The sequence below is a fragment of the Streptomyces sp. NPDC002958 genome (assembly GCF_055563255.1).
On sequence record NZ_JBVHDS010000001.1, the window covers coordinates 58,908 to 76,694 of the forward strand.

Annotated in this window: 16 protein-coding genes; 12 read left to right on the forward strand and 4 right to left on the reverse strand. The window is 69.1% G+C overall.

Translation table 11 applies throughout. The annotated features are described in order from the left end of the window. Nucleotide 1 precedes the first annotated feature (1 nt). The 3 genes from resB to ACZ3IC_RS00320 are packed head-to-tail and all read left to right on the forward strand — an operon-like array spanning nucleotide 2 to nucleotide 3,490. Nucleotides 2–1,810: a cytochrome c biogenesis protein ResB gene (gene resB, locus ACZ3IC_RS00310; RefSeq protein WP_467411158.1), complete on the forward strand. Its 1,809-nt coding sequence runs from the start codon at nucleotides 2–4 to the stop codon at nucleotides 1,808–1,810. After that, nucleotides 1,807–2,907 (forward strand): c-type cytochrome biogenesis protein CcsB, encoded by a 1,101-nt coding sequence (gene ccsB / locus ACZ3IC_RS00315; RefSeq protein WP_467411159.1) that lies wholly within the window; start codon nucleotides 1,807–1,809, stop codon nucleotides 2,905–2,907. Before resB ends, ccsB begins: the two co-directional genes overlap by 4 nt. Before the next feature lie 55 nt (nucleotides 2,908–2,962). Continuing rightward, complete coding sequence (locus tag ACZ3IC_RS00320; RefSeq protein ID WP_467411160.1) at nucleotides 2,963–3,490, forward strand: SRPBCC domain-containing protein; 528 nt, start codon at nucleotides 2,963–2,965, stop codon at nucleotides 3,488–3,490. A gap of 7 nt (nucleotides 3,491–3,497) precedes the next feature. Here the strand turns inward: ACZ3IC_RS00320 and ACZ3IC_RS00325 are convergent, their stop codons facing one another. The 3 genes from ACZ3IC_RS00325 to ACZ3IC_RS00335 form a co-directional block, all read right to left on the reverse strand. Beyond that, on the reverse strand, nucleotides 3,498–5,063 hold the full coding sequence (locus ACZ3IC_RS00325; protein WP_467411162.1) for a hypothetical protein: 1,566 nt from the start codon (nucleotides 5,061–5,063) through the stop codon (nucleotides 3,498–3,500). Then, nucleotides 5,056–7,269, reverse strand: a complete 2,214-nt coding sequence (locus tag ACZ3IC_RS00330) for a hypothetical protein (protein WP_467411163.1) — start codon at nucleotides 7,267–7,269, stop codon at nucleotides 5,056–5,058. Before ACZ3IC_RS00330 ends, ACZ3IC_RS00325 begins: the two co-directional genes overlap by 8 nt. A 195-nt stretch (nucleotides 7,270–7,464) precedes the next feature. Continuing rightward, nucleotides 7,465–7,869: a PLD nuclease N-terminal domain-containing protein gene (locus tag ACZ3IC_RS00335; protein WP_467411164.1), complete on the reverse strand. Its 405-nt coding sequence runs from the start codon at nucleotides 7,867–7,869 to the stop codon at nucleotides 7,465–7,467. Between the two features lie 309 nt (nucleotides 7,870–8,178). Here ACZ3IC_RS00335 and ACZ3IC_RS00340 point away from each other — a divergent pair, with 309 nt between their 5' ends. From ACZ3IC_RS00340 to ACZ3IC_RS00350, 3 genes are all read left to right on the forward strand, one after another. Further along, on the forward strand, nucleotides 8,179–9,636 hold the full coding sequence (locus ACZ3IC_RS00340) for a menaquinone biosynthesis decarboxylase (protein ID WP_467412061.1): 1,458 nt from the start codon (nucleotides 8,179–8,181) through the stop codon (nucleotides 9,634–9,636). Beyond that, nucleotides 9,633–10,550, forward strand: coding sequence for a menaquinone biosynthesis prenyltransferase MqnP (mqnP, locus tag ACZ3IC_RS00345; RefSeq protein WP_467411166.1), 918 nt, complete (start codon nucleotides 9,633–9,635; stop codon nucleotides 10,548–10,550). Before ACZ3IC_RS00340 ends, mqnP begins: the two co-directional genes overlap by 4 nt. A gap of 149 nt (nucleotides 10,551–10,699) precedes the next feature. Further along, nucleotides 10,700–11,386 (forward strand): UbiX family flavin prenyltransferase, encoded by a 687-nt coding sequence (locus ACZ3IC_RS00350; protein ID WP_467411167.1) that lies wholly within the window; start codon nucleotides 10,700–10,702, stop codon nucleotides 11,384–11,386. An 8-nt stretch (nucleotides 11,387–11,394) separates the two neighbouring features. Here ACZ3IC_RS00350 and ACZ3IC_RS00355 read toward each other — a convergent pair whose 3' ends face one another. Further along, nucleotides 11,395–11,529 (reverse strand): hypothetical protein, encoded by a 135-nt coding sequence (locus ACZ3IC_RS00355; RefSeq protein WP_467411169.1) that lies wholly within the window; start codon nucleotides 11,527–11,529, stop codon nucleotides 11,395–11,397. 132 nt (nucleotides 11,530–11,661) lie between these two features. Between ACZ3IC_RS00355 and ACZ3IC_RS00360 the strand changes: the two genes are divergently transcribed. The 6 genes from ACZ3IC_RS00360 (at nucleotide 11,662) to ACZ3IC_RS00385 (ending at nucleotide 17,783) form a co-directional block, all read left to right on the forward strand. After that, nucleotides 11,662–12,117 (forward strand): Lrp/AsnC family transcriptional regulator, encoded by a 456-nt coding sequence (locus tag ACZ3IC_RS00360; protein WP_467411170.1) that lies wholly within the window; start codon nucleotides 11,662–11,664, stop codon nucleotides 12,115–12,117. Between the two features lie 90 nt (nucleotides 12,118–12,207). Beyond that, a complete protein-coding gene (gene mqnE, locus ACZ3IC_RS00365; protein ID WP_335937079.1) occupies nucleotides 12,208–13,371 on the forward strand; it encodes an aminofutalosine synthase MqnE in 1,164 nt (387 codons plus the stop codon). 287 nt (nucleotides 13,372–13,658) lie between these two features. Then, nucleotides 13,659–13,913 carry a DUF4229 domain-containing protein gene (locus tag ACZ3IC_RS00370; RefSeq protein ID WP_467412064.1) on the forward strand — a complete coding sequence of 85 codons (255 nt, stop codon included), beginning with the start codon at nucleotides 13,659–13,661 and terminating at the stop codon, nucleotides 13,911–13,913. Nucleotides 13,914–14,327: 414 nt separating this feature from the next. Continuing rightward, nucleotides 14,328–15,680 (forward strand): dicarboxylate/amino acid:cation symporter, encoded by a 1,353-nt coding sequence (locus ACZ3IC_RS00375; protein ID WP_467411172.1) that lies wholly within the window; start codon nucleotides 14,328–14,330, stop codon nucleotides 15,678–15,680. A 350-nt stretch (nucleotides 15,681–16,030) separates the two neighbouring features. After that, nucleotides 16,031–16,975 carry a TIGR03619 family F420-dependent LLM class oxidoreductase gene (locus tag ACZ3IC_RS00380; RefSeq protein ID WP_467411173.1) on the forward strand — a complete coding sequence of 315 codons (945 nt, stop codon included), beginning with the start codon at nucleotides 16,031–16,033 and terminating at the stop codon, nucleotides 16,973–16,975. Nucleotides 16,976–16,985: 10 nt separating this feature from the next. Further along, nucleotides 16,986–17,783, forward strand: coding sequence for an SDR family NAD(P)-dependent oxidoreductase (locus ACZ3IC_RS00385; RefSeq protein ID WP_467411174.1), 798 nt, complete (start codon nucleotides 16,986–16,988; stop codon nucleotides 17,781–17,783). Nucleotides 17,784–17,787 lie beyond the last annotated feature (4 nt).

Consider the following 17,787-nt stretch of genomic DNA (forward strand, 5'->3'; position numbering starts at 1 on the left):
CATGAGCAACACCAAGTCCAACCCGGCACCGGAGCGCGAGCGCCGGGACGAGCGGGAGACCCCGGACGAGCAGGACCGGGAGAACGCCCCCGAACTCGGTGCGGCCGGCTCCCAGCTCTCCACCGCCCCGCGCGAGGAGACCGTGGCCAACCTACCGGCCATGGGCGTCATCGGCTGGGCCCGCTGGTTCTGGCGGCAGCTCACCTCGATGCGGATCGCGCTGATCCTGCTCTTCCTGCTGTCGCTCGGCGCCATCCCCGGCTCGCTGATCCCGCAGAACAGCGTGGACGAACTGAAGGTGGAGACCTTCAAGGAGGCCCACCCCACCCTCACGCCGATCTACGAGAAGCTCCAACTCTTCGACGTCTACAGCTCGGTGTGGTTCTCCGCGATCTACATACTGCTGTTCATCTCGCTCATCGGCTGCATCGTGCCGCGCACCGGCCAGTTCATCGGCCAGCTGCGCAGCCGCCCGCCGGGCGCACCCAAGCGCCTCACCCGGCTGCCCGTGTACACCACCTGGCGCACCGAGGCCGAGCCCGAGCAGGTCCGCGAGGCCGCGCTCGCCATGATGCGCAAGCGCCGCTTCCGCGCACACACCGCGGGGGACGCGGTCGCCGCCGAGAAGGGCTATCTGCGCGAGGCCGGGAACCTGATCTTCCACATCGCCCTGATCGTGATGCTGGTGGCGTTCGCCGTCGGGCAGCTCTTCAAGTCCGAGGGCGGCAAGCTGATCCTCGAGGGCGACGGCTTCTCCAACACGCTGACCCAGTACGACGACTTCAAGCCCGGCTCGTTGTTCGACGCCGACTCGCTCGTCCCGTTCAGCTTCGAGCTCGACGAGTTCATCGGCACGTACGAGCGCAGCGGCCCCCAGAAAGGTACGCCGCGGACCTACGAAGCCCATGTGACCTACTCGAAGGGCGCCTACGGCAAGCCGCAGAAGACCGTCATCAAGGTCAACGAGCCGCTGGTCGTCGACGGCACCAAGGTCTATCTGAACGCGCACGGCTACGCGCCCGTCGTCTCCGTCAAGGACGGCAGGGGCAAGGAGGTCTACAAGAACGCCGTGCCGCTGCTGCCCATCGACAACAACGTCACCTCGACCGGTGCGATCAAGGTGATGGACGGCTATCGCGACCAGAACGGCAAGAAGACCCAGCTGGGCTTCCAGGCGTTCTTCGTGCCGACCTTCGCGGGTGATGGCAAGGGCACGATGTTCTCCCAGTTCCCGGCCGCCGACATGCCCGTACTCGCCCTCAACGGTTTCTACGGCAGCCTCGGCGTCGACTCGGGACTGCCGCAGAACGTGTATCAGCTGGACTCCTCCAAGATGAAGGAGTTCAAGGACGACGAGGGCAACCAGCTCAAGCAGCGGCTGGCGGTCGGCGAGACGATGCAGCTGCCCGACGGTGCCGGCTCGATCACCTTCGAGGGCGTCGAGGAGTGGGCCAGCTTCCAGATCTCGGAGCAGCCCGCCAGCGGCTGGGCGCTCGCCGGCGCCATCGCCGCGATCGTCGGACTCGTGGGTTCGCTGTTCATCCAGCGGCGCCGGGTCTGGGTGAGGGCCGTACGCGGAGCGGACGGCGTCACCGTCGTCGAAATGGCGGGTCTCGGCCGCAGCGAGTCCGCGAAGCTTCCCGAGGAGCTGGCCGATCTCGCGGTCACGCTCAACGCCGTGGCACCCACAGCGCCCGGCCCTGACAACGACCCCGGATCCGACCTGGACCTCGGCTCCGAACCCGTCACCGACTCCGATTCCGACTCCGTCGAATCCTCCGAAGAACCTGCCGAAGGGGCTGAGAAGTGAATCTCGCCGCCGCAACCAATGAGAACCTGGCGCACACCAGCAATGTGCTGATCTATTCGTCGATGGCCGTCTACACCTTCGCCTTCTTCGCGCACATCGCGGAATGGGTGTTCGGCAGCCGCAGCAAGGTCGGCCGCACCGCCGCCGCGCTGACCGGGGCCGAGGGCGCCGGCGGCAACGCCAACGCCAACGCCACGGTGAAGGTGCAGGTCGCGCAGAAGGGCGGCGGCACCGCCGTGCTGGAGCGGCCGAAGATCATCACGCGTTCCGCGGCCGGTTCCCGCGACGTCCCGGACGGGCCCGGCGCGGCCGGCGGCACGGCCAAGGGCGATCTGTACGGGCGCATCGCGGTCTCCATGACCGTGCTCGCCTTCCTCGTGCAGGCGAGCGGCGTCATCGCCCGCGCGCTGTCCGTGCAGCGAGCCCCCTGGGGCAACATGTACGAGTTCTCCATCACCTTCTCCACGGTGGCGGTCGGCGCGTACCTGACCCTCCTCGCGCTGAAGAAGAACGTCCGCTGGATGGGGCTGATCCTGGTCACCACCGTCCTGCTGGACCTCGGTATCGCGACCACGTGGCTCTACACCGACAGCGACCAGCTGGTGCCCGCCCTGCACTCGTACTGGCTGTGGATCCACGTCTCCACCGCCATCCTCTGCGGCGCCGTCTTCTACATCGGCGCGGTCGGCACCCTGCTCTACCTGTTCCGCGACAGCTACGAGAACAAGCTCGCCAAGGGCGCGCAGCCCGGCTCGTTCGCCCAGTCCGTGCTCTCCCGGCTGCCCGCCGCCTCGACGCTCGACAAGTTCTCGTACCGCATCAACGCCGCCGTCTTCCCGCTGTGGACGTTCACGATCATCGCGGGCGCCATCTGGGCGGGCGACGCATGGGGCCGCTACTGGGGCTGGGACCCCAAGGAGGTCTGGTCCTTCATCACCTGGGTCGCGTACGCCTGCTACCTGCATGCCCGCGCCACCGCAGGCTGGAAGGGCCGCAAGGCCGCCTACCTGGCGCTGATCGCCTTCGGCTGCTGGCTCTTCAACTACTACGGCGTGAACATCTTCGTCACCGGCAAGCACTCCTACGCGGGCGTCTGACCGGTACCCACCCCGTACGGGTGCGGATCCCGCACCACCGGGCCACGCTGGAACCATGACCGATGCGACCCCCGTCATCGAGCGTGGCACCAGCGAAACCCACGGTGACCGGCACACTCTGCGGTTCGTGCTACGGCTGCCCCACCCCGTCCCACGGGTGTGGGCAGCCGTTGCCAGTTCCGAGGGGCTGCTCGGCTGGCTCGCCGCCGCCGACCCCTTCGAGCCGCGCATCGGCGGGGCGATCACGCTGCGCTGGCTGAACACCGACCGGGACGGCCGCGCCGCGGTCGCCTCCGGCACCGTCACCGCCTGGGACATCGAGCGGGTCGCCGAGTACACCTTCGAAGGACTCCACGGCCGCGTCCGCTTCCACCTGGAGCCACCGCGCGGCGACCATGTGCTCCTGCGCTTCACCAACGAGTTCCGTGGCGACGACGAGCTGCGCCTGGACTGCCTCGCGGGCTGGCACGACCACTTCTGCTACCTCGTGGACGTGCTCGACGGATATCCCGCCGACTGGTCGAAGTGGACCCCGGTGAGGTGGGCGGAGTTGCGCGAGGAGTACGCGGCGGCCGAGCGGTGACGCGGTATCACGGTGCCGAGGACGGCGGCAGGCACTTCGGGTCCGGCGGTGTGCGCTCCGGCCAGGCGAGCGCCACGAACCGCTGACGGGCGTCCTCGGGCGCCAGCTCCACCACCGGCACCGCCTTGTTGTAAGGGTTCCCGTGGTTGTCCAGGCAGATCCAGCCACTGGCCCCCGACACCCGCAGCGAACCCTTCACCCGCGGCCACTGCTCGCCCACATCGGCGAGCTGCGGAAGCCGCTTGCCGTCCGGGGTCGCCTGCCGGATGCCGTGCACCGCCAGCGACATCGCGTCGTGCGCGATGATGACCTGTCCGTCGGTCAGATTCCGGTGACCGGTCGGACCGATCGGGCCCACGGGCTTCTTCCCCACCAGGGCCAGCAGATCCAGGAAGCTCCGGTAGTCCGCCGGGGAACCGCCCCTCATCGCCCCGCCCTTTCCCTGCGCCGCCGCCCAGGCGTCCGGGTGCGCGAGCGAGGCGTAGCGGACCGTCACCTTGCGGCGCAGCGCGTCCCGGTCGAGCTTCTTGTCGTTGCCGAGGTACGAGCCCTCGTCGCCGGTGAGGATCGTGAACGGGCGGCTCTGGCAGCCGCGGGCCCCCAGCGCGTTGATGAACTGCCGCAGCTGGGTGTGGCGTCCGGCGAAGAACACCGTCTCCGCGTCCGTGTCGCAGATGAGGTGCGTGATCTGCCGGAACGTGTTGGCCGTGGTGCCCTCGTCGTTGGGGTCCTTGCGCGAGGTGAACAGCTGCGGCTCGTACTGCGTGCCCTTCACCAGTGAGGTGAACGCCGCCCGCAGCGTGTCCGTGTAGTGGTCCCCGGTACGGGTGTCCTGCACCAGCAGCGCCTTGTCCGCCTTCACCTCTCCGAAGTGCGCCAGGGCCCGAGCCTCGTCCCGGTTCGTCGGCGAGACCCGCGCCAGCCCGGGGAACGGGTCGCCGTCCGGACCGTTGGCGATGTCGTCGGCGGTGATCGTGGTGCCGACGACCGCGATGTGCGCGGCGGTCAGCTCCTTGACCGCCGACCTGACCTGCGTACTGCTGGTCGCGACCCCTGATACGGCCCGCAGATTGTCCGGGGCCCCGGTCATCGTCTTCAGCCGGTCCACCGTCGGCTGCCACAACAGGTTGTTCTTCCCGGTGTTGGCGAGCACCAGCCGGATCTTGGGCACCTGCTCGTTCGACAGATGGTTGGCCCGGTACTGCACGGCGAACGCGCCTTGCAGCTCACGCTGCATCTTCGTCTGCATGGCCTCGTCCGTCGAGGTCAGCGGCAGCAGCAGCGCGACCGTCGCGTACCGGCCGGGCTTCAGGGTGTCGTTCTCCCGGGCGATGGCCGCGGCGACCTCGGTCAGCTTCGGCCGCCCGAAGTCGTAGCCGTCGCCGGAGACGCCTATGCACTCGTCGCTGCCCTGCGGTCGCTCGACCCCCTTCGCGCAGGAGCGGTCCTCGGGGGCGGTGAGCCGGCCGATGCCGTACCAGCCGGACGTGACGACGAGGGCGCCCACCACCACCGTGGTGACGACCTTCTGCCGCGTCGTGTACCAGACGCGATAACGCAGCGGATTACGCATCCGAGCCACCGTCCCCCCGTCCCTGTCCCTGCCTGCTTCCGCCCGTGCCCGGCGACCCCGGCGGCATGGACAACGGCCGCCAGGCCCTGATGTCTCGCGGCCAGTGCGTCGCCGCGTCCCACAGCACGCTGTTGCCCGTCGGATGCCTGCCGGACAGTTGTCGCAGTTCGTGCGCCATCTTGTCGATCACCTCTTCGTCCGGCAGAGCCAGTGGATCGGACAGCAGCCATACCGCGTGCAGCAGTCGGCGCAGCTGCAACTGGAGCTCCGCGGTCCGCTCGTCGAGCCCCGCGAGCCCCGTATCCCCGTCCGGCAGCGACCCGGCCGCCTCCCGGCCGAGCGCGACCGCCCGCCGTGGATCGGGGCCGGAGTGACCGGGCGGACGCGGATACGGCGCCGAGGCGATGAACCGCAGCGAGTCGAGCCACGCCGTCACATCCCCGTCGGTGAACCGTTCCCGCAGATGCGTCACGCAGTCACTCGTCCTGCCCAGCACCAGCTCCTGGTGCAGCCGGTGCGGGACGCTCGGGCAGCTTCCCCCGGGCGCGTACGCGGAGCGCAGCGTCTCGTGCACCGCACGCCACACCGCGTAGTACGGATGGTCGTCGTCCTGGAATCGCAGCCGGTGCAGCAGCAGCGAGCGCAGCAGCGGATCGGCGACGAAATACTCGGGGCCGACCGGCCAGTCCTGCGTCCGCAGCACATCGCGCACCTGCAACGCCACATCGCCGTCCAGCGACCGGCCGCGCAGCCGGGCGGTGGCCAGCAGCCGTGCCGAGTCCTCACCGTGCGCGGCGGCCAGCACACTCAGTACGTCGAGCTGCTGCCCCGGCAGCAGCCGCGCCAGCAGCTCGTCCGCCACCCGCACCGGCGCCCGGTCCTCACGCAGCGCCACCGCGCGGTCCAGCAGCGCGCCCGGCACCAGCGCGTCCGGCTGAGGCGGCCTCGGCACCAGCGTGCCCGGCTGAGCCGCGCCCGGCTGGGGCGCCCCCGGCGCCCCCGGCCGCGGCGCCCCCGGCACCAGCGCCTCGCCCGCGGCCTGCGCGAACAGCGCCACACCCAGCGGCCGGCCACCCGTCAGCCGGTGCACCCCACGCGCCAGCCCGGCCGGGGTGCGGCCCACCGGATCGTGCCGGTCGAGCGCCGCCTGCACATGCGCCGGGGCCAGCGGGGTGAGCTCCACGGCCAGAATCCCGGACGTCACCTCCGTACCGCGGGTCCAGTGCGAGCCGTGCGCCACCTCGGGCAGCCTCCGGCGCACCGCACGGCTCAGCCCCTCGTGGTCACGGGCGCGCGAGGAGGCGAACACGGCGATCCGGTCCCGTGCCCCGGAGGCCCGCTGCCGCAGCACCGGTTCGACCAGTTGCCGGCCCAGCACCGTGTGTGCGTTGTCCAGCAGCAGCACCGGACGGCCCCGGCGGGCACCCCGCGCCAGCCCTCCGTACGCCCGCACCAGATCCGCGACCAGCGCGAGCACCAGATGGTCTTCGGCCCGGCGGCGCAGGTCACCGCCGCGTTCGAAGTCGACCGCCAGCTGACGGAGCCCGATCCTGCCGTTGCCGCCCGCGTGCGGGTAGCTTCCGTACCAGTCCGCCGAGCGCCGCTGGAACCGGCTGAACGTCTCCTCCAGCACCGTCTCCACCGTGGCCTCGGCGACCAGCCCGGCCAGCGGCACCATCGAGTCGAAAGCACCCGCCGCCAGCTTCGACAGCACCTTGGTGACCCAGCCGGTCGCCGCGTCCCCCCGGGTGTCGACGGTCGCCAGCACCGGGCCGAGCGACTGCAGATCCCGTTGCGCCCGCGTCTCGTCCTCCCGTGTCCAGGAGATCGACGCGACCGCCACCAGGCCGAGGCTCAGCCGGGGAAACTGCACCGGCCCCGCGGCACGCACCTTCGCTGTCAGCTGGGTGGCGAGCTCCGGCAGCGCCCCGGTGACCGGCGTCCAGCCGGGGCCCGGGTCCGCGGGCGGCACGACGGCCTCGCAGTCGACCAGGGCGACCGGGGTGATCTCCCGGTACAGATGGCGCAGTTGCTTGAGCACGGCCGTCTTGCCCATGCCGCGCCCGCCGGTCAGCACGGCGACCGGCGGATCGTCACGGTGCTCGTAGGCGACCCGGGCGGAGCCGTACGGAGTGAGACCGGTCAGGCGCGCCGCAAGTCCGTCGTTGCCGAAGATCGCCTCGCGCCCGTACAGCTCTCTCTCCACAGCACCCCCCGCGCCGATGCCCAATCCGACCTGTCACACCGTCAACAGCAGGATATCGGCAGGGTGTTGGGCAAAGGTCAAGGTTTTCGAACGATCGGGGACGCAGGGCGGTGAATCAGTCGGCGCCGATGCCCTCGTTCATGCGCGGGCCGACCGGCAGGGGCCGGCCGACAGGGGCCGGCCGGCCCTTCACGGTTACGACGCGGGCGGCGCCGACTCCTCCGGGCCCGCCCCGCTCTCCCGGCGCTTGAGCTCCTCCTCGCGGCGGCGCAGATCCGCCTCCCAGTCCTTGAGGAGCGACTCGTCCTTCTTGTTCTCTTCCTGCAGCGCCTTCAGGAACTCCGGATTGTCGTCCGGCGCCACCCACTGCGAGCGGTGATTGCGGTGCCATTCCGACGGTGTACGGCCTCCGGCGGGCACAGTGCGCATCTTGCCCGCGGCAAGCCAGACGATCGGGCCCACGATCCAGAACAGCAAAATGATGAAGACCCAGGCGATCTTCGGCAGGTGCTTGGCCTCGTCCTCGGGAGTGTTCAGGCAGTCGATGAACGCGTAGATCGTCAGTGCCAGAGGCAGGAGATAGAACAGGGCCCGGAACATGTTGGAAAGGTCCCCCTGCGGAGAGTTGGCGGGGCTTGTCCCGCCCCGGTGACGGGCTCAGAGTAGCCGGTGCCAATTACGTCCCACGGCGAGCAGGTGGGAACTGGCGGCGAGCAGGTGGGAGGTCGAACTTGTACCCACCGAGGGCAAACGACTGGTCCATGGCCTGTGCGAAAGGATTGACGGTCTGCCCGGATGGATCGACGGTTCACTCGACAACGCCGAGGGCCCGGCGCGTCAGTGCTCCGTGAGGGTTGCTGAGGTGGCCCACCCCCGGTGATCGCCAACGGTGATGACAAACTGGACGGCATGGCTTACGACGATCTTCGTTCCCTTCTCCGGGCTCTGGAGCGCGAGGGCGAACTCAAGCGCATCAAGGCCGAGGTCGACCCGTATCTGGAGGTCGGCGAGATCGTCGACCGGGTGAACAAGGCGGGCGGGCCCGCGTTGCTCTTCGAGAACGTCAAGGGGTCGTCGATGCCCCTGGCCATGAATGTCTTCGGGACCGACAAGCGGCTGCTCAAGGCGCTCGGGCTGAAGTCGTACGCCGATATCGGCGACAAGATCGGCGGGCTGCTCAAGCCGGAGCTGCCGCACGGCTTCGTCGGGGTGCGGGAGGCATTCGGGAAGCTCGGCTCGATGGTGCATGTGCCGCCGAAGAAGGTGAAGTCCGAGAGCGCGCCCGTGCAGGAGGTCGTGCTCACCGGCGACGACGTGGATCTGGACCGGCTGCCCGCGCTCTTCACCTGGCCCGAGGACGGCGGCTCCTTCTTCAACCTGGGGCTCACCCACACCAAGCACCCGGAGACGGGCGTACGGAATCTGGGGCTGTACCGGCTCCAGCGTCACGACCGGCGCACCATCGGGATGCACTGGCAGATCCACAAGGACAGCCGCAACCACTACCAGGTCGCCGCCAAGCGCGGCGAGCGGCTGCCGGTCGCCATCGCGTTCGGGGCGCCGCCCGCGGTGACGTACGCCTCCACCGCGCCGCTGCCCGGGGACATCGACGAGTACCTCTTCGCCGGGTTCATCCAGGGCAAGCGGATCGAGATGGTCGACTGCAAGACCGTGCCGTTGCAGGTCCCGGCGCACGCCGAGGTCGTCATCGAGGGGTGGCTGGAGCCCGGGAAGATGCTTCCCGAGGGGCCGTTCGGCGACCACACCGGCTTCTACACGCCGCAGGAACCGTTTCCCGCGCTGACCATCGACTGTGTGACCATGCGGAAGCGTCCGCTGCTCCAGTCGATCGTGGTGGGCCGGCCGCCGACCGAGGACGGGCCGCTGGGGCGGGCCACCGAGCGGTTCTTCCTGCCGCTCCTCAAGATCATCGTGCCGGACATCGTGGACTACCACCTGCCGGAGGCGGGCGGCTTCCACAACTGCGCGATCGTCTCGATCGACAAGAAGTACCCGAAGCATGCCCAGAAGGTGATGAGCGCCATCTGGGGTGCGCACATGATGTCGTTGACCAAGCTGATCGTCGTCGTGGACTCCGACTGTGATGTCCACGATCTGCACGAGGTGGCGTGGCGGGCGCTCGGCAATACGGACTACGCGCGCGATCTCACCGTCACCGAGGGGCCCGTCGACCATCTCGACCACGCCTCCTACCAGCAGTTCTGGGGCGGCAAGGCGGGCATCGACGCGACGAAGAAGTGGCCCGAGGAGGGCTACACGCGGGACGGGGGCTGGCCGGACATGGTCGAGTCCGACCCGGAGACGGCGGCGAAGGTCGACCGCCGGTGGAAGGAATACGGACTGTGAGCGCCGCCGAAGCAGCACTGGGCTCGGGGCCCGTACAACCGAACAGCAGGGTCAAGGCGTTCCTGCGGCTCGTGATGATCGAGCACTCGGTCTTCGCGCTGCCCTTCGCGTACATCGCCGCGCTGACCGCGATGTTCCAGGCGGACAAGTCCATCCACTGGGGCACGTTGCTGCTCGTCACCATCGCGATGGTGGGGCTGCGGACGTTCGCGATGGCCTGCAATCGGATCATCGACCGGGAGATCGACGCCCGTAACCCGCGCACCGCGAGCCGGGAGCTGGTCACGGGTGCGGTCTCCGTGAAGTCGGCGTGGACCGGGGCGCTCGTCGCCGTGGTGGCCTTTCTCGGGGCGGCCGCCCTGCTGAACCCGCTCTGTCTGGCGCTCGCGCCGGTCGCCGTCGTGCCGATGGTGGTCTATCCGTACGGGAAGCGGTTCACCCACTACCCGCACGCCATCCTCGGTATCGCGCAGGCCATAGGGCCGATCGGTGCCTGGTTGGCGGTGACCGGGAGCTGGTCGTGGGACGCGGTGATCCTCGGTCTCGCGGTCGGGATCTGGATCGGTGGCTTCGACCTGATCTTCGGCTGCCAGGACGTCCAGGCGGACCGGGCGCACGGGGTGCTCTCGGTGCCGGCGCGATTCGGGATTCCGGCAGCGTTGTGGGGGGCGCGGGTCTGTCACGTGGTGACGACCGGGCTGCTGGTCTGGTTCGGGCTGGCCACGGAGGCGGGCCTGTTCTACTGGATCGGCTTGGTGATCGTCGCCGTCGCGTTCGTGTACGAGCACCGCGTCGTGCGGCCGCACGATCTGTCCCGGCTGAACCGGGCGTTCTTCTCGGTCAACGGGTTCATCGGGATAGCGCTGTTCTCGTGCGCGCTGCTGGACCTGCTGGTGCGAGGTCTGACGGTCTGAGCCGGGCCTACGGCATCAGTGGGGCAGGTTTCGCCGTCCTGCCGTCCGCTGTCGTCCCTGTTCCCACCCCTGAAAACGCCTGAGGCACCTTACTCGGTTCCGGTTCCGTGCAGCCGGATAGGCTCAGGTGTGTGGATTCCGGGACTTCAGTGAGTCAGCACCAGCGGCAGCCTTGGATTGTCGGGGTTTCCGGCGCTTCGGGCACGCCATTCGCGGCCGCCGTGCTGCGCGGTCTGCTGGCCGCGGGGGAGAGCGTCGATCTGGTGGTGAGCCGGGCCTCGCGGCTGACGCTGCTGGACGAGACCGGGATCGCGTACCGCGACGCGCACTGGCGGGAGGACCTGCGCAGCTGGCTGGCGCGCGGGGCGGACGGGAAGCCGCACACCTTCGATGTGGACGTCGGGGGCGTACGGCACTGGGCGGCCGGTGATCTCGGAGCGGGGCCGTCCTCGGGGTCGTACCCGGCGAAGGGGATGCTGATCGTCCCGGCTTCGACGGCGTGTGTGGCCGGGGTGGCGCTCGGGCTCTCGAAGGATCTGCTCCAGCGGGCCGCGAGCGTGACGCTCAAGGAGCGGCGAAAACTGGTCGTCGCGGTGCGGGAGACCCCGTTGAACGGACAGACACTGAAGCACCTGGTGAGCCTGGACGAGGCGGGCGCTGTCGTGCTGCCCGCCTCTCCGGCGTTCTACGCGGGGGCGACGCACATCCAGGATCTGGTGGACTTCGTCGCGGGGCGGGTACTGGACGCGGCGGGAGTGCCGCACGACCTGTACCGCCGTTGGGAGGGAGAGCTGGGTGGCGGCTCTCGCGGCCGAGGTGGGCCTCAGGTGGACTGAGCCGGTGGTCAGCGCTTCTTCGTGGCGCGCGGGGTGCGGGTCTTGTCGACCCGGTGCGCGGCGGCGGGCTGGTGGGCACGCGAGCGGTTGGCCATGTCCTGCAGCTCGCGCATCCGGGCGTAGGCCATCTCGATCGTGTACACGGTGTTCTCACTCCTGAAGATTCGAAAGCATTTTTTGGATGTCTGGAAAGATTTGCAGGCGCTGAAGCCTGCATGCCTTAGATTCTACACGCAAGCTCGCGATAATGCTGAACAATGGAAGGTTTCAGTCACATGGACGCGGTGGACAGACAGCTCATCCAGGCCCTCAGGGAGAACGGCAGGGCCTCGTATGCCGAGCTGGGGCGGCTCGTCGGACTCTCCGGGCCCAGCGTCACCGACCGCATCAACCGGCTGGAAACCGCCGGTGTCATCACCGGCTACCGCGCCACCGTCGACGCCGCTTCCCTGGGGCTCGGGGTCACGGCCCTGGTCGGTATCTCGCTCTCGGACGCGGCCGATCACGAGGACGTGGCACGCCGGCTGAAGGACCTCGCGGAGATCGAGGACGCCTGGTTCATCGCGGGTGAGGACTCGTACATGCTCAAGGTGCGGGTCGCTGACGTGGACGGTCTGGAGAAGACCATTCGCCGGCTCAGCGGTACGAGGGGCGTCTCGCGCACGCGTACCACCATCGTGCTCTCCACCAAGTGGGAGAACCGGGTCGGGGAACTTCCCGAGGAGGCTTAGGCGTAACGTGGTGGGGCCCCCGGGGGACCGGGGGTTTCGCCCGGTATCACCGGGAAAGACACAGCGCGTCGACAACTGGGAGGCAGCCGCATGGACGTTGGGCTCAAGCGCGAGCTGGAGGAGAAGGTCCGCGCAGGGGAGCGGCTGACCCGTGAGGACGGCATCGCCCTGTATGAGTCGGACGACCTGGCCTGGCTCGGCGGCCTCGCCCATGAGGTGCGGACGCGGAAGAACGGCGACGTCGTGCACTTCAACGTCAACCGGCACCTCAACATGACCAATGTGTGCACCGCGTCGTGCGCGTACTGCTCGTTCCAGCGCAAGCCGGGCGAGAAGGACGCGTACACCATGCGCATCGAGGAGGCCGTCCGTCTCGCGAAGGCGATGGAGGGCGAGAACCTCACCGAGCTGCACATCGTCAACGGGCTGCACCCCACCCTGCCGTGGCGTTACTACCCGCGCTCGCTCAGCGCGCTGAAGGAAGCGCTGCCGCAGGTCTCCCTCAAGGCGTTCACCGCCACCGAGATCCACCACTTCGAGACCATCTCCGGGCTCTCGGCCTCCGAGATCCTCGACGAGCTGATCGAGGCCGGCCTGGAGTCGCTGACCGGTGGCGGCGCGGAGATCTTCGACTGGGAGGTCCGTCAGCACATCGTGGACCACGACACCCACTGGGAGGACTGGTCGCGCATCCACCGCCTGGCGCACGAGAAGGGGCTCAAGACCCCGGCGACGATGCTGTACGGGCACATCGAGGAGCCCCGGCACCGCGTCGACCACGTGCTGCGGCTGCGTGAGCTGCAGGACGAGACCGGCGGCTTCCAGGTCTTCATCCCGCTGCGCTACCAGCACGACTTCGTGGACATGAAGGACGGCAAGGTCCGCAACAAGCTCCAGGCACGGACGACGATGGCGACCGGCGCCGAGGCGCTGAAGACCTTCGCGGTCTCGCGGCTCCTCTTCGACAACGTCCCGCACGTCAAGGTCTTCTGGGTGATGCACGGGGTGCAGACCGCCCAGCTCGCGCTGCAGCACGGCGCGGACGACATGGACGGCTCGGTCGTCGAGTACAAGATCACGCACGACGCGGACAACTACGGCACGCCGAACAAGCTCGGCCGCGAGGATCTGCTGGACCTGATCCGTGACGCGGGCTTCCGGCCCGTCGAGCGCAACACCCGGTACGAGATCATCCGCGAGTACCCGGGCCCGGACGCCGAGCGGCGCGAGTCGCCGCAGCCGATGCGCGTCTGACGCCGTTTCGCGTCGCCGGCAGTCCCCGTACGAGAGCCCCGGCCGCGGCCGGGGCTCAGAGCCTGTCGGGTGGCCGACGGGGACGACCGCGACGACAGCATCATGCTGCTGCCGCTCGGCTGAGGGCCCTCGGCGGCCCTGTCGGACCCCCTTTGGTACAGCCCTCCGAAGTGATCGATTTCGGGGCATGCTTCACTGGTCGGGCAGGACCGCAGGACTGTCGTACGTAGAAAGAGGGGCCAACTGTGTCCGCTGTCAGGCCGAGCGCGACGATTCGGTACACCGCGATGCGCCTCGGCATCTTCGTCGGCTGCTTCGCCGTCGCGGCCGTGGCCGTCCACTTCGGTCTGCTGCCCTCCGGGGTGGGTGACTCCAATGTCATCTGGGTGATCCTGCTCGGGCTGGTCCTGTCCGCGCCGCTCAGCTTTGTGCTGCTGCGCAAGCAGCGCGACGAGATGTCCGCGCAGATCGTGTCCAAGGTCGACCGCACCAAGGCGCGGCTCGAAGCGAACCGGACCCGCGAGGACAACGTCGCCCAGTGACGACCGGGTGAGGATGGCTGACGCAAGAGCTGCGTAAGGTTCCTCACACCCACACAGTTTTGCTACGAAGCCCCAGTACCGGAGCGGCCGCTCCCGTACTGGGGTTTTGCCGTTCCCGCATGCGGGCCGGGGGCTCCGGTGCGTGCGCCGGCACCCAAAGAAGAGCTTTGAGGTTCTCAAAGTTCAAGTGTTAACGTGTTCGGCATGAAGACAGCAGTGCGCCATCGATTTGCCGCGAGCATCCCGCTCGTGGCGCGCCTGCATGTCGATCTCTGCCGCTGTATGTCCGCGGTCTGTTGCCGCAACGTCTGAACCGGCACCATGCAGCGGCGCCGCCCCTGACGCGGGCGCCGCACCCCTGTCCCCCGCACAACGCCCCCGTGCGCCCCGATGCGTCACATCTGGAGTGTGTCCGTGTCCGCGAATCCCGCGTCCGCCGCCGCGACCGACAGCCCGTCCGGCTCCGGCTCCGGTTTCCGTATACCCAAGGTCCCGTTCTGGGCCCAGATAGTCGCCGGTCTCGTCCTCGGAGTCGTCCTCGGGTGGCTCGCCCGTGCGTACGACATCAACTGGCTGTACACGGCGCTCGACGAGGTCGGTCACATCTTCGTCCAGCTGCTGAAGCTGGCCGTCGGACCACTCGTCTTCTTCGCGATCCTGGTGTCGATCACCAACCTGCGCAAGGTCAACAACGCCGCCCGGCTGGCCACCCGCACCCTGCTCTGGTTCATGATCACCTCGCTGATCGCGGTCTCCATCGGCCTCGCGATCGGCCTGATCACCAACCCGGGCTCCGGAACCAGCCTCACGCCGAAGGACGGCAAGCTGCCGGAGGACACGGGCTCCTGGCTCGACTTCCTCACGGGCATCGTCCCGGACGACGTGATCACCCCGTTCATCGAGCTGAACGTGCTCCAGATCGTCTTCATGGCCGCCGTCGCCGGTATCGCCGCGCTCCAGCTCGGTGAGAAGGCCCAGCCGATTCTCGCCCTCAGCGAGTCGGTCCTGGAGCTTCTCCAGAAGGCTCTGTGGTGGGTCATCCGCCTCGCCCCCATCGGCACCATCGGCCTTATCGGCTACGCGATCGCCGACTACGGCTGGGACCTGATCGGCCAGTACGCGACGTTCGTAGCCGATGTCTACATCGGCTGCGCCCTGGTGATGTTCGGTGTGTACCCGCTGCTGCTCGCCACCGTCGCCAAGCTCAGCCCGCTCCAGTTCTTCAAGGGTGCCTGGCCGGCGATCCAGCTGGCCTTCGTCTCCCGATCCTCGGTCGGCACGATGCCGGTCACCCAGAAGGTCACCGAGCGCCTCGGCGTCCCGAAGGAGTACGCCTCCTTCTCGGTCCCGTTCGGCGCGACCACCAAGATGGACGGCTGCGCCGCGATCTACCCGGCGCTGGCGGCGATCTTCATCGCGCAGATCTTCGACGTGCAGCTGACTGTCAGTGACTACATCCTGATCGCGTTCGTCTCGGTGATCGGTTCCGCGGCCACCGCCGGTCTCACCGGTGCGACGGTCATGCTGACCCTCACGCTGTCGACGCTGGGCCTCCCGCTGGAGGGCGTCGGCCTACTCCTGGCCATCGACCCGATCCTGGACATGATCCGTACGGCCACCAATGTGGCGGGTCAGGCGCTGGTCCCGGTGATCGTCGCGGCCCGCGAGAAGATCCTCGACCACGACGCGTACAACTCGGCCTCGTCCTCCCCGGTCGACGGCGAGGTGAGTGACGCCGAGCCGCAGCGCGTGCCGGTCGCTGTGTAGCCGGGAACAGCCGGTACGTCGGGACGGGGCAGCTGCCGCAGCTGCCCCGTCCCGACTCATGATGTGGGCCTCCGTGGGCCTCTCCTTCGGCTCTGGCCACAGACCCGCACGATCTGGCCGTTGACGGCCGTCGACGCGGGCCGGCGAACCAGGCGGTCGTCTCGGCGACGTCGACCGGGAGCCGACAAGTTCGGCTGCCGCGGTCGCGGCATGGTGGGCCGTCCGGGTGTGTGCCGGGCGGTGTGCCGGTTCACTCCGCCCCCTTGTTTGATGCAGCGTCAGGTAAGACGATGGCCCCCGCGCCCGTCATGTGACGATGCGTCAGATTCCTTCGGGAAGGAGGCCGTTCGGTGCCGATACTGCCTGCCGGGCCGCTGTCGTACGGGATGCAGCTCCCGATCCAGTCGCAGAGCACCATCTACGCGGAGGGGTGGGAGTCCGCGGCCACCCCCGCCGACCTCGCCGAGATCGCCCGCACCGCCGACCGTACCGGCTTCGCCTACCTGGCGAGCTGCGACCATGTCGCGATCCCGCGGCGGCTCGCCGGGGTCATGGGCACCGTCTGGTACGACCCGGTGGCCACCCTCGCCTTTCTCGCCGGGATCACTGAGCGGGTCCTGCTGATGAGCCATGTCGCCGTCGTCGGCCTGCGGCACCCGCTGGCCACCGCCAAGCAGTACGCCACCCTCGACCACCTCTGTGGCGGCCGGCTGATCCTCGGGGTCGGGGCCGGGCACGTACCGGAGGAGTTCCGGGCGCTCGGGGCGGACTTCGACGGGCGGGGTGGGGTCCTCGACGAGACCATCGACGCGCTGAAGGCGGCGCTCGGTCCTGAGGAGTACCCCGAGTTCGCGGGGGAGCGGTACTCCTTCGCCGGGCTCGGGCAACTGCCGCGCCCGGCCCAGGAAAGGGTGCCGGTCTGGGTGGGCGGCTCCTCGCCCGCCGCCGTGCGCCGGGCCGCGGTGCGGGGGGACGGCTGGCTGCCGCAGGGTGATCCGCGGGGGAAGCTGCCCGCGCAGATCGCCCGGCTGAAGGAGCTGCGCGAAGCGGCGGGCGTCGAGCAGCCGATCGTCATCGGTGCGATCACCGAGCCCCTGTACGTCGGTGAGCCGGAGTGGTCCGTCGGGCGGCGCACCCTCACCGGAAAGCCGGAGGCCCTCGCCGAGTCGCTGCGCGTGTACGGGGCCATGGGCGTCCACCAGATCCAGGTGCGGTTCCGCAGCCGGAGCCGTAGCGAACTGACCGACCAGATGGCGGCGTTCGCCGCCGAGGTCGCACCTCATCTCGACAGGTAGGAGTCAGGCCATGGGCAAGCTGGACGGGCGGGTCGTACTGATCAGCGGTGCGGCGCGCGGGCAGGGCGAGCAGGAGGCGCGGCTCTTCGCCGCGGAGGGTGCGCGGGTGGTGATCGCCGATGTACTCGACGAGCAGGGCGAGGCGCTGGCCAAGGAACTGGTGGAGGAGCTGGGGGAGGACGTCGCCCGGTTCGTCCATCTGGACGTGAGCCGCGAGGAGGAGTGGCAGGCCGCCGTCGCCGCCGCGAAGGACGCCTTCGGGAGGATCGACGGGCTGGTCAACAATGCGGGGATTCTCCGGTTCAACGAGCTGGTGACCACGCCGCTGGAGGAGTTCCAGCAGGTGGTGCAGGTCAACCAGGTGGGCGCGTTCCTCGGCATCAAGAATGTCGCGCCCGAGATCGAGGCCGCAGGGGGCGGGACCATCGTCAACACCGCCTCGTACACGGGGCTCACGGGCATGGCGTTCGTGGGCGCGTACGCAGCCACCAAGCATGCGGTGCTCGGGCTGACCAAGGTGGCGGCGGTGGAGCTGGCCGCGAAGGGGATACGGGTCAACGCCGTCTGCCCCGGGGCCGTGGACACCGCGATGACCAATCCGGCGGCGCTGGACCCGGCCGCGGACCCGGAGGAGTCCAAGGCGGCGGTGGCCGAGCTGTACCGCAAGCTCGTACCGCTGGGGCGGATCGGGCAGCCGGAGGAGGTGGCGGCGCTGGCGCTCTTCCTGACCTCCAACGACTCCTCGTACATCACCGGGCAGCCGTTCGTCATCGACGGGGGATGGCTGGCGGGCGTCAGCCTGTTCTGAGTTG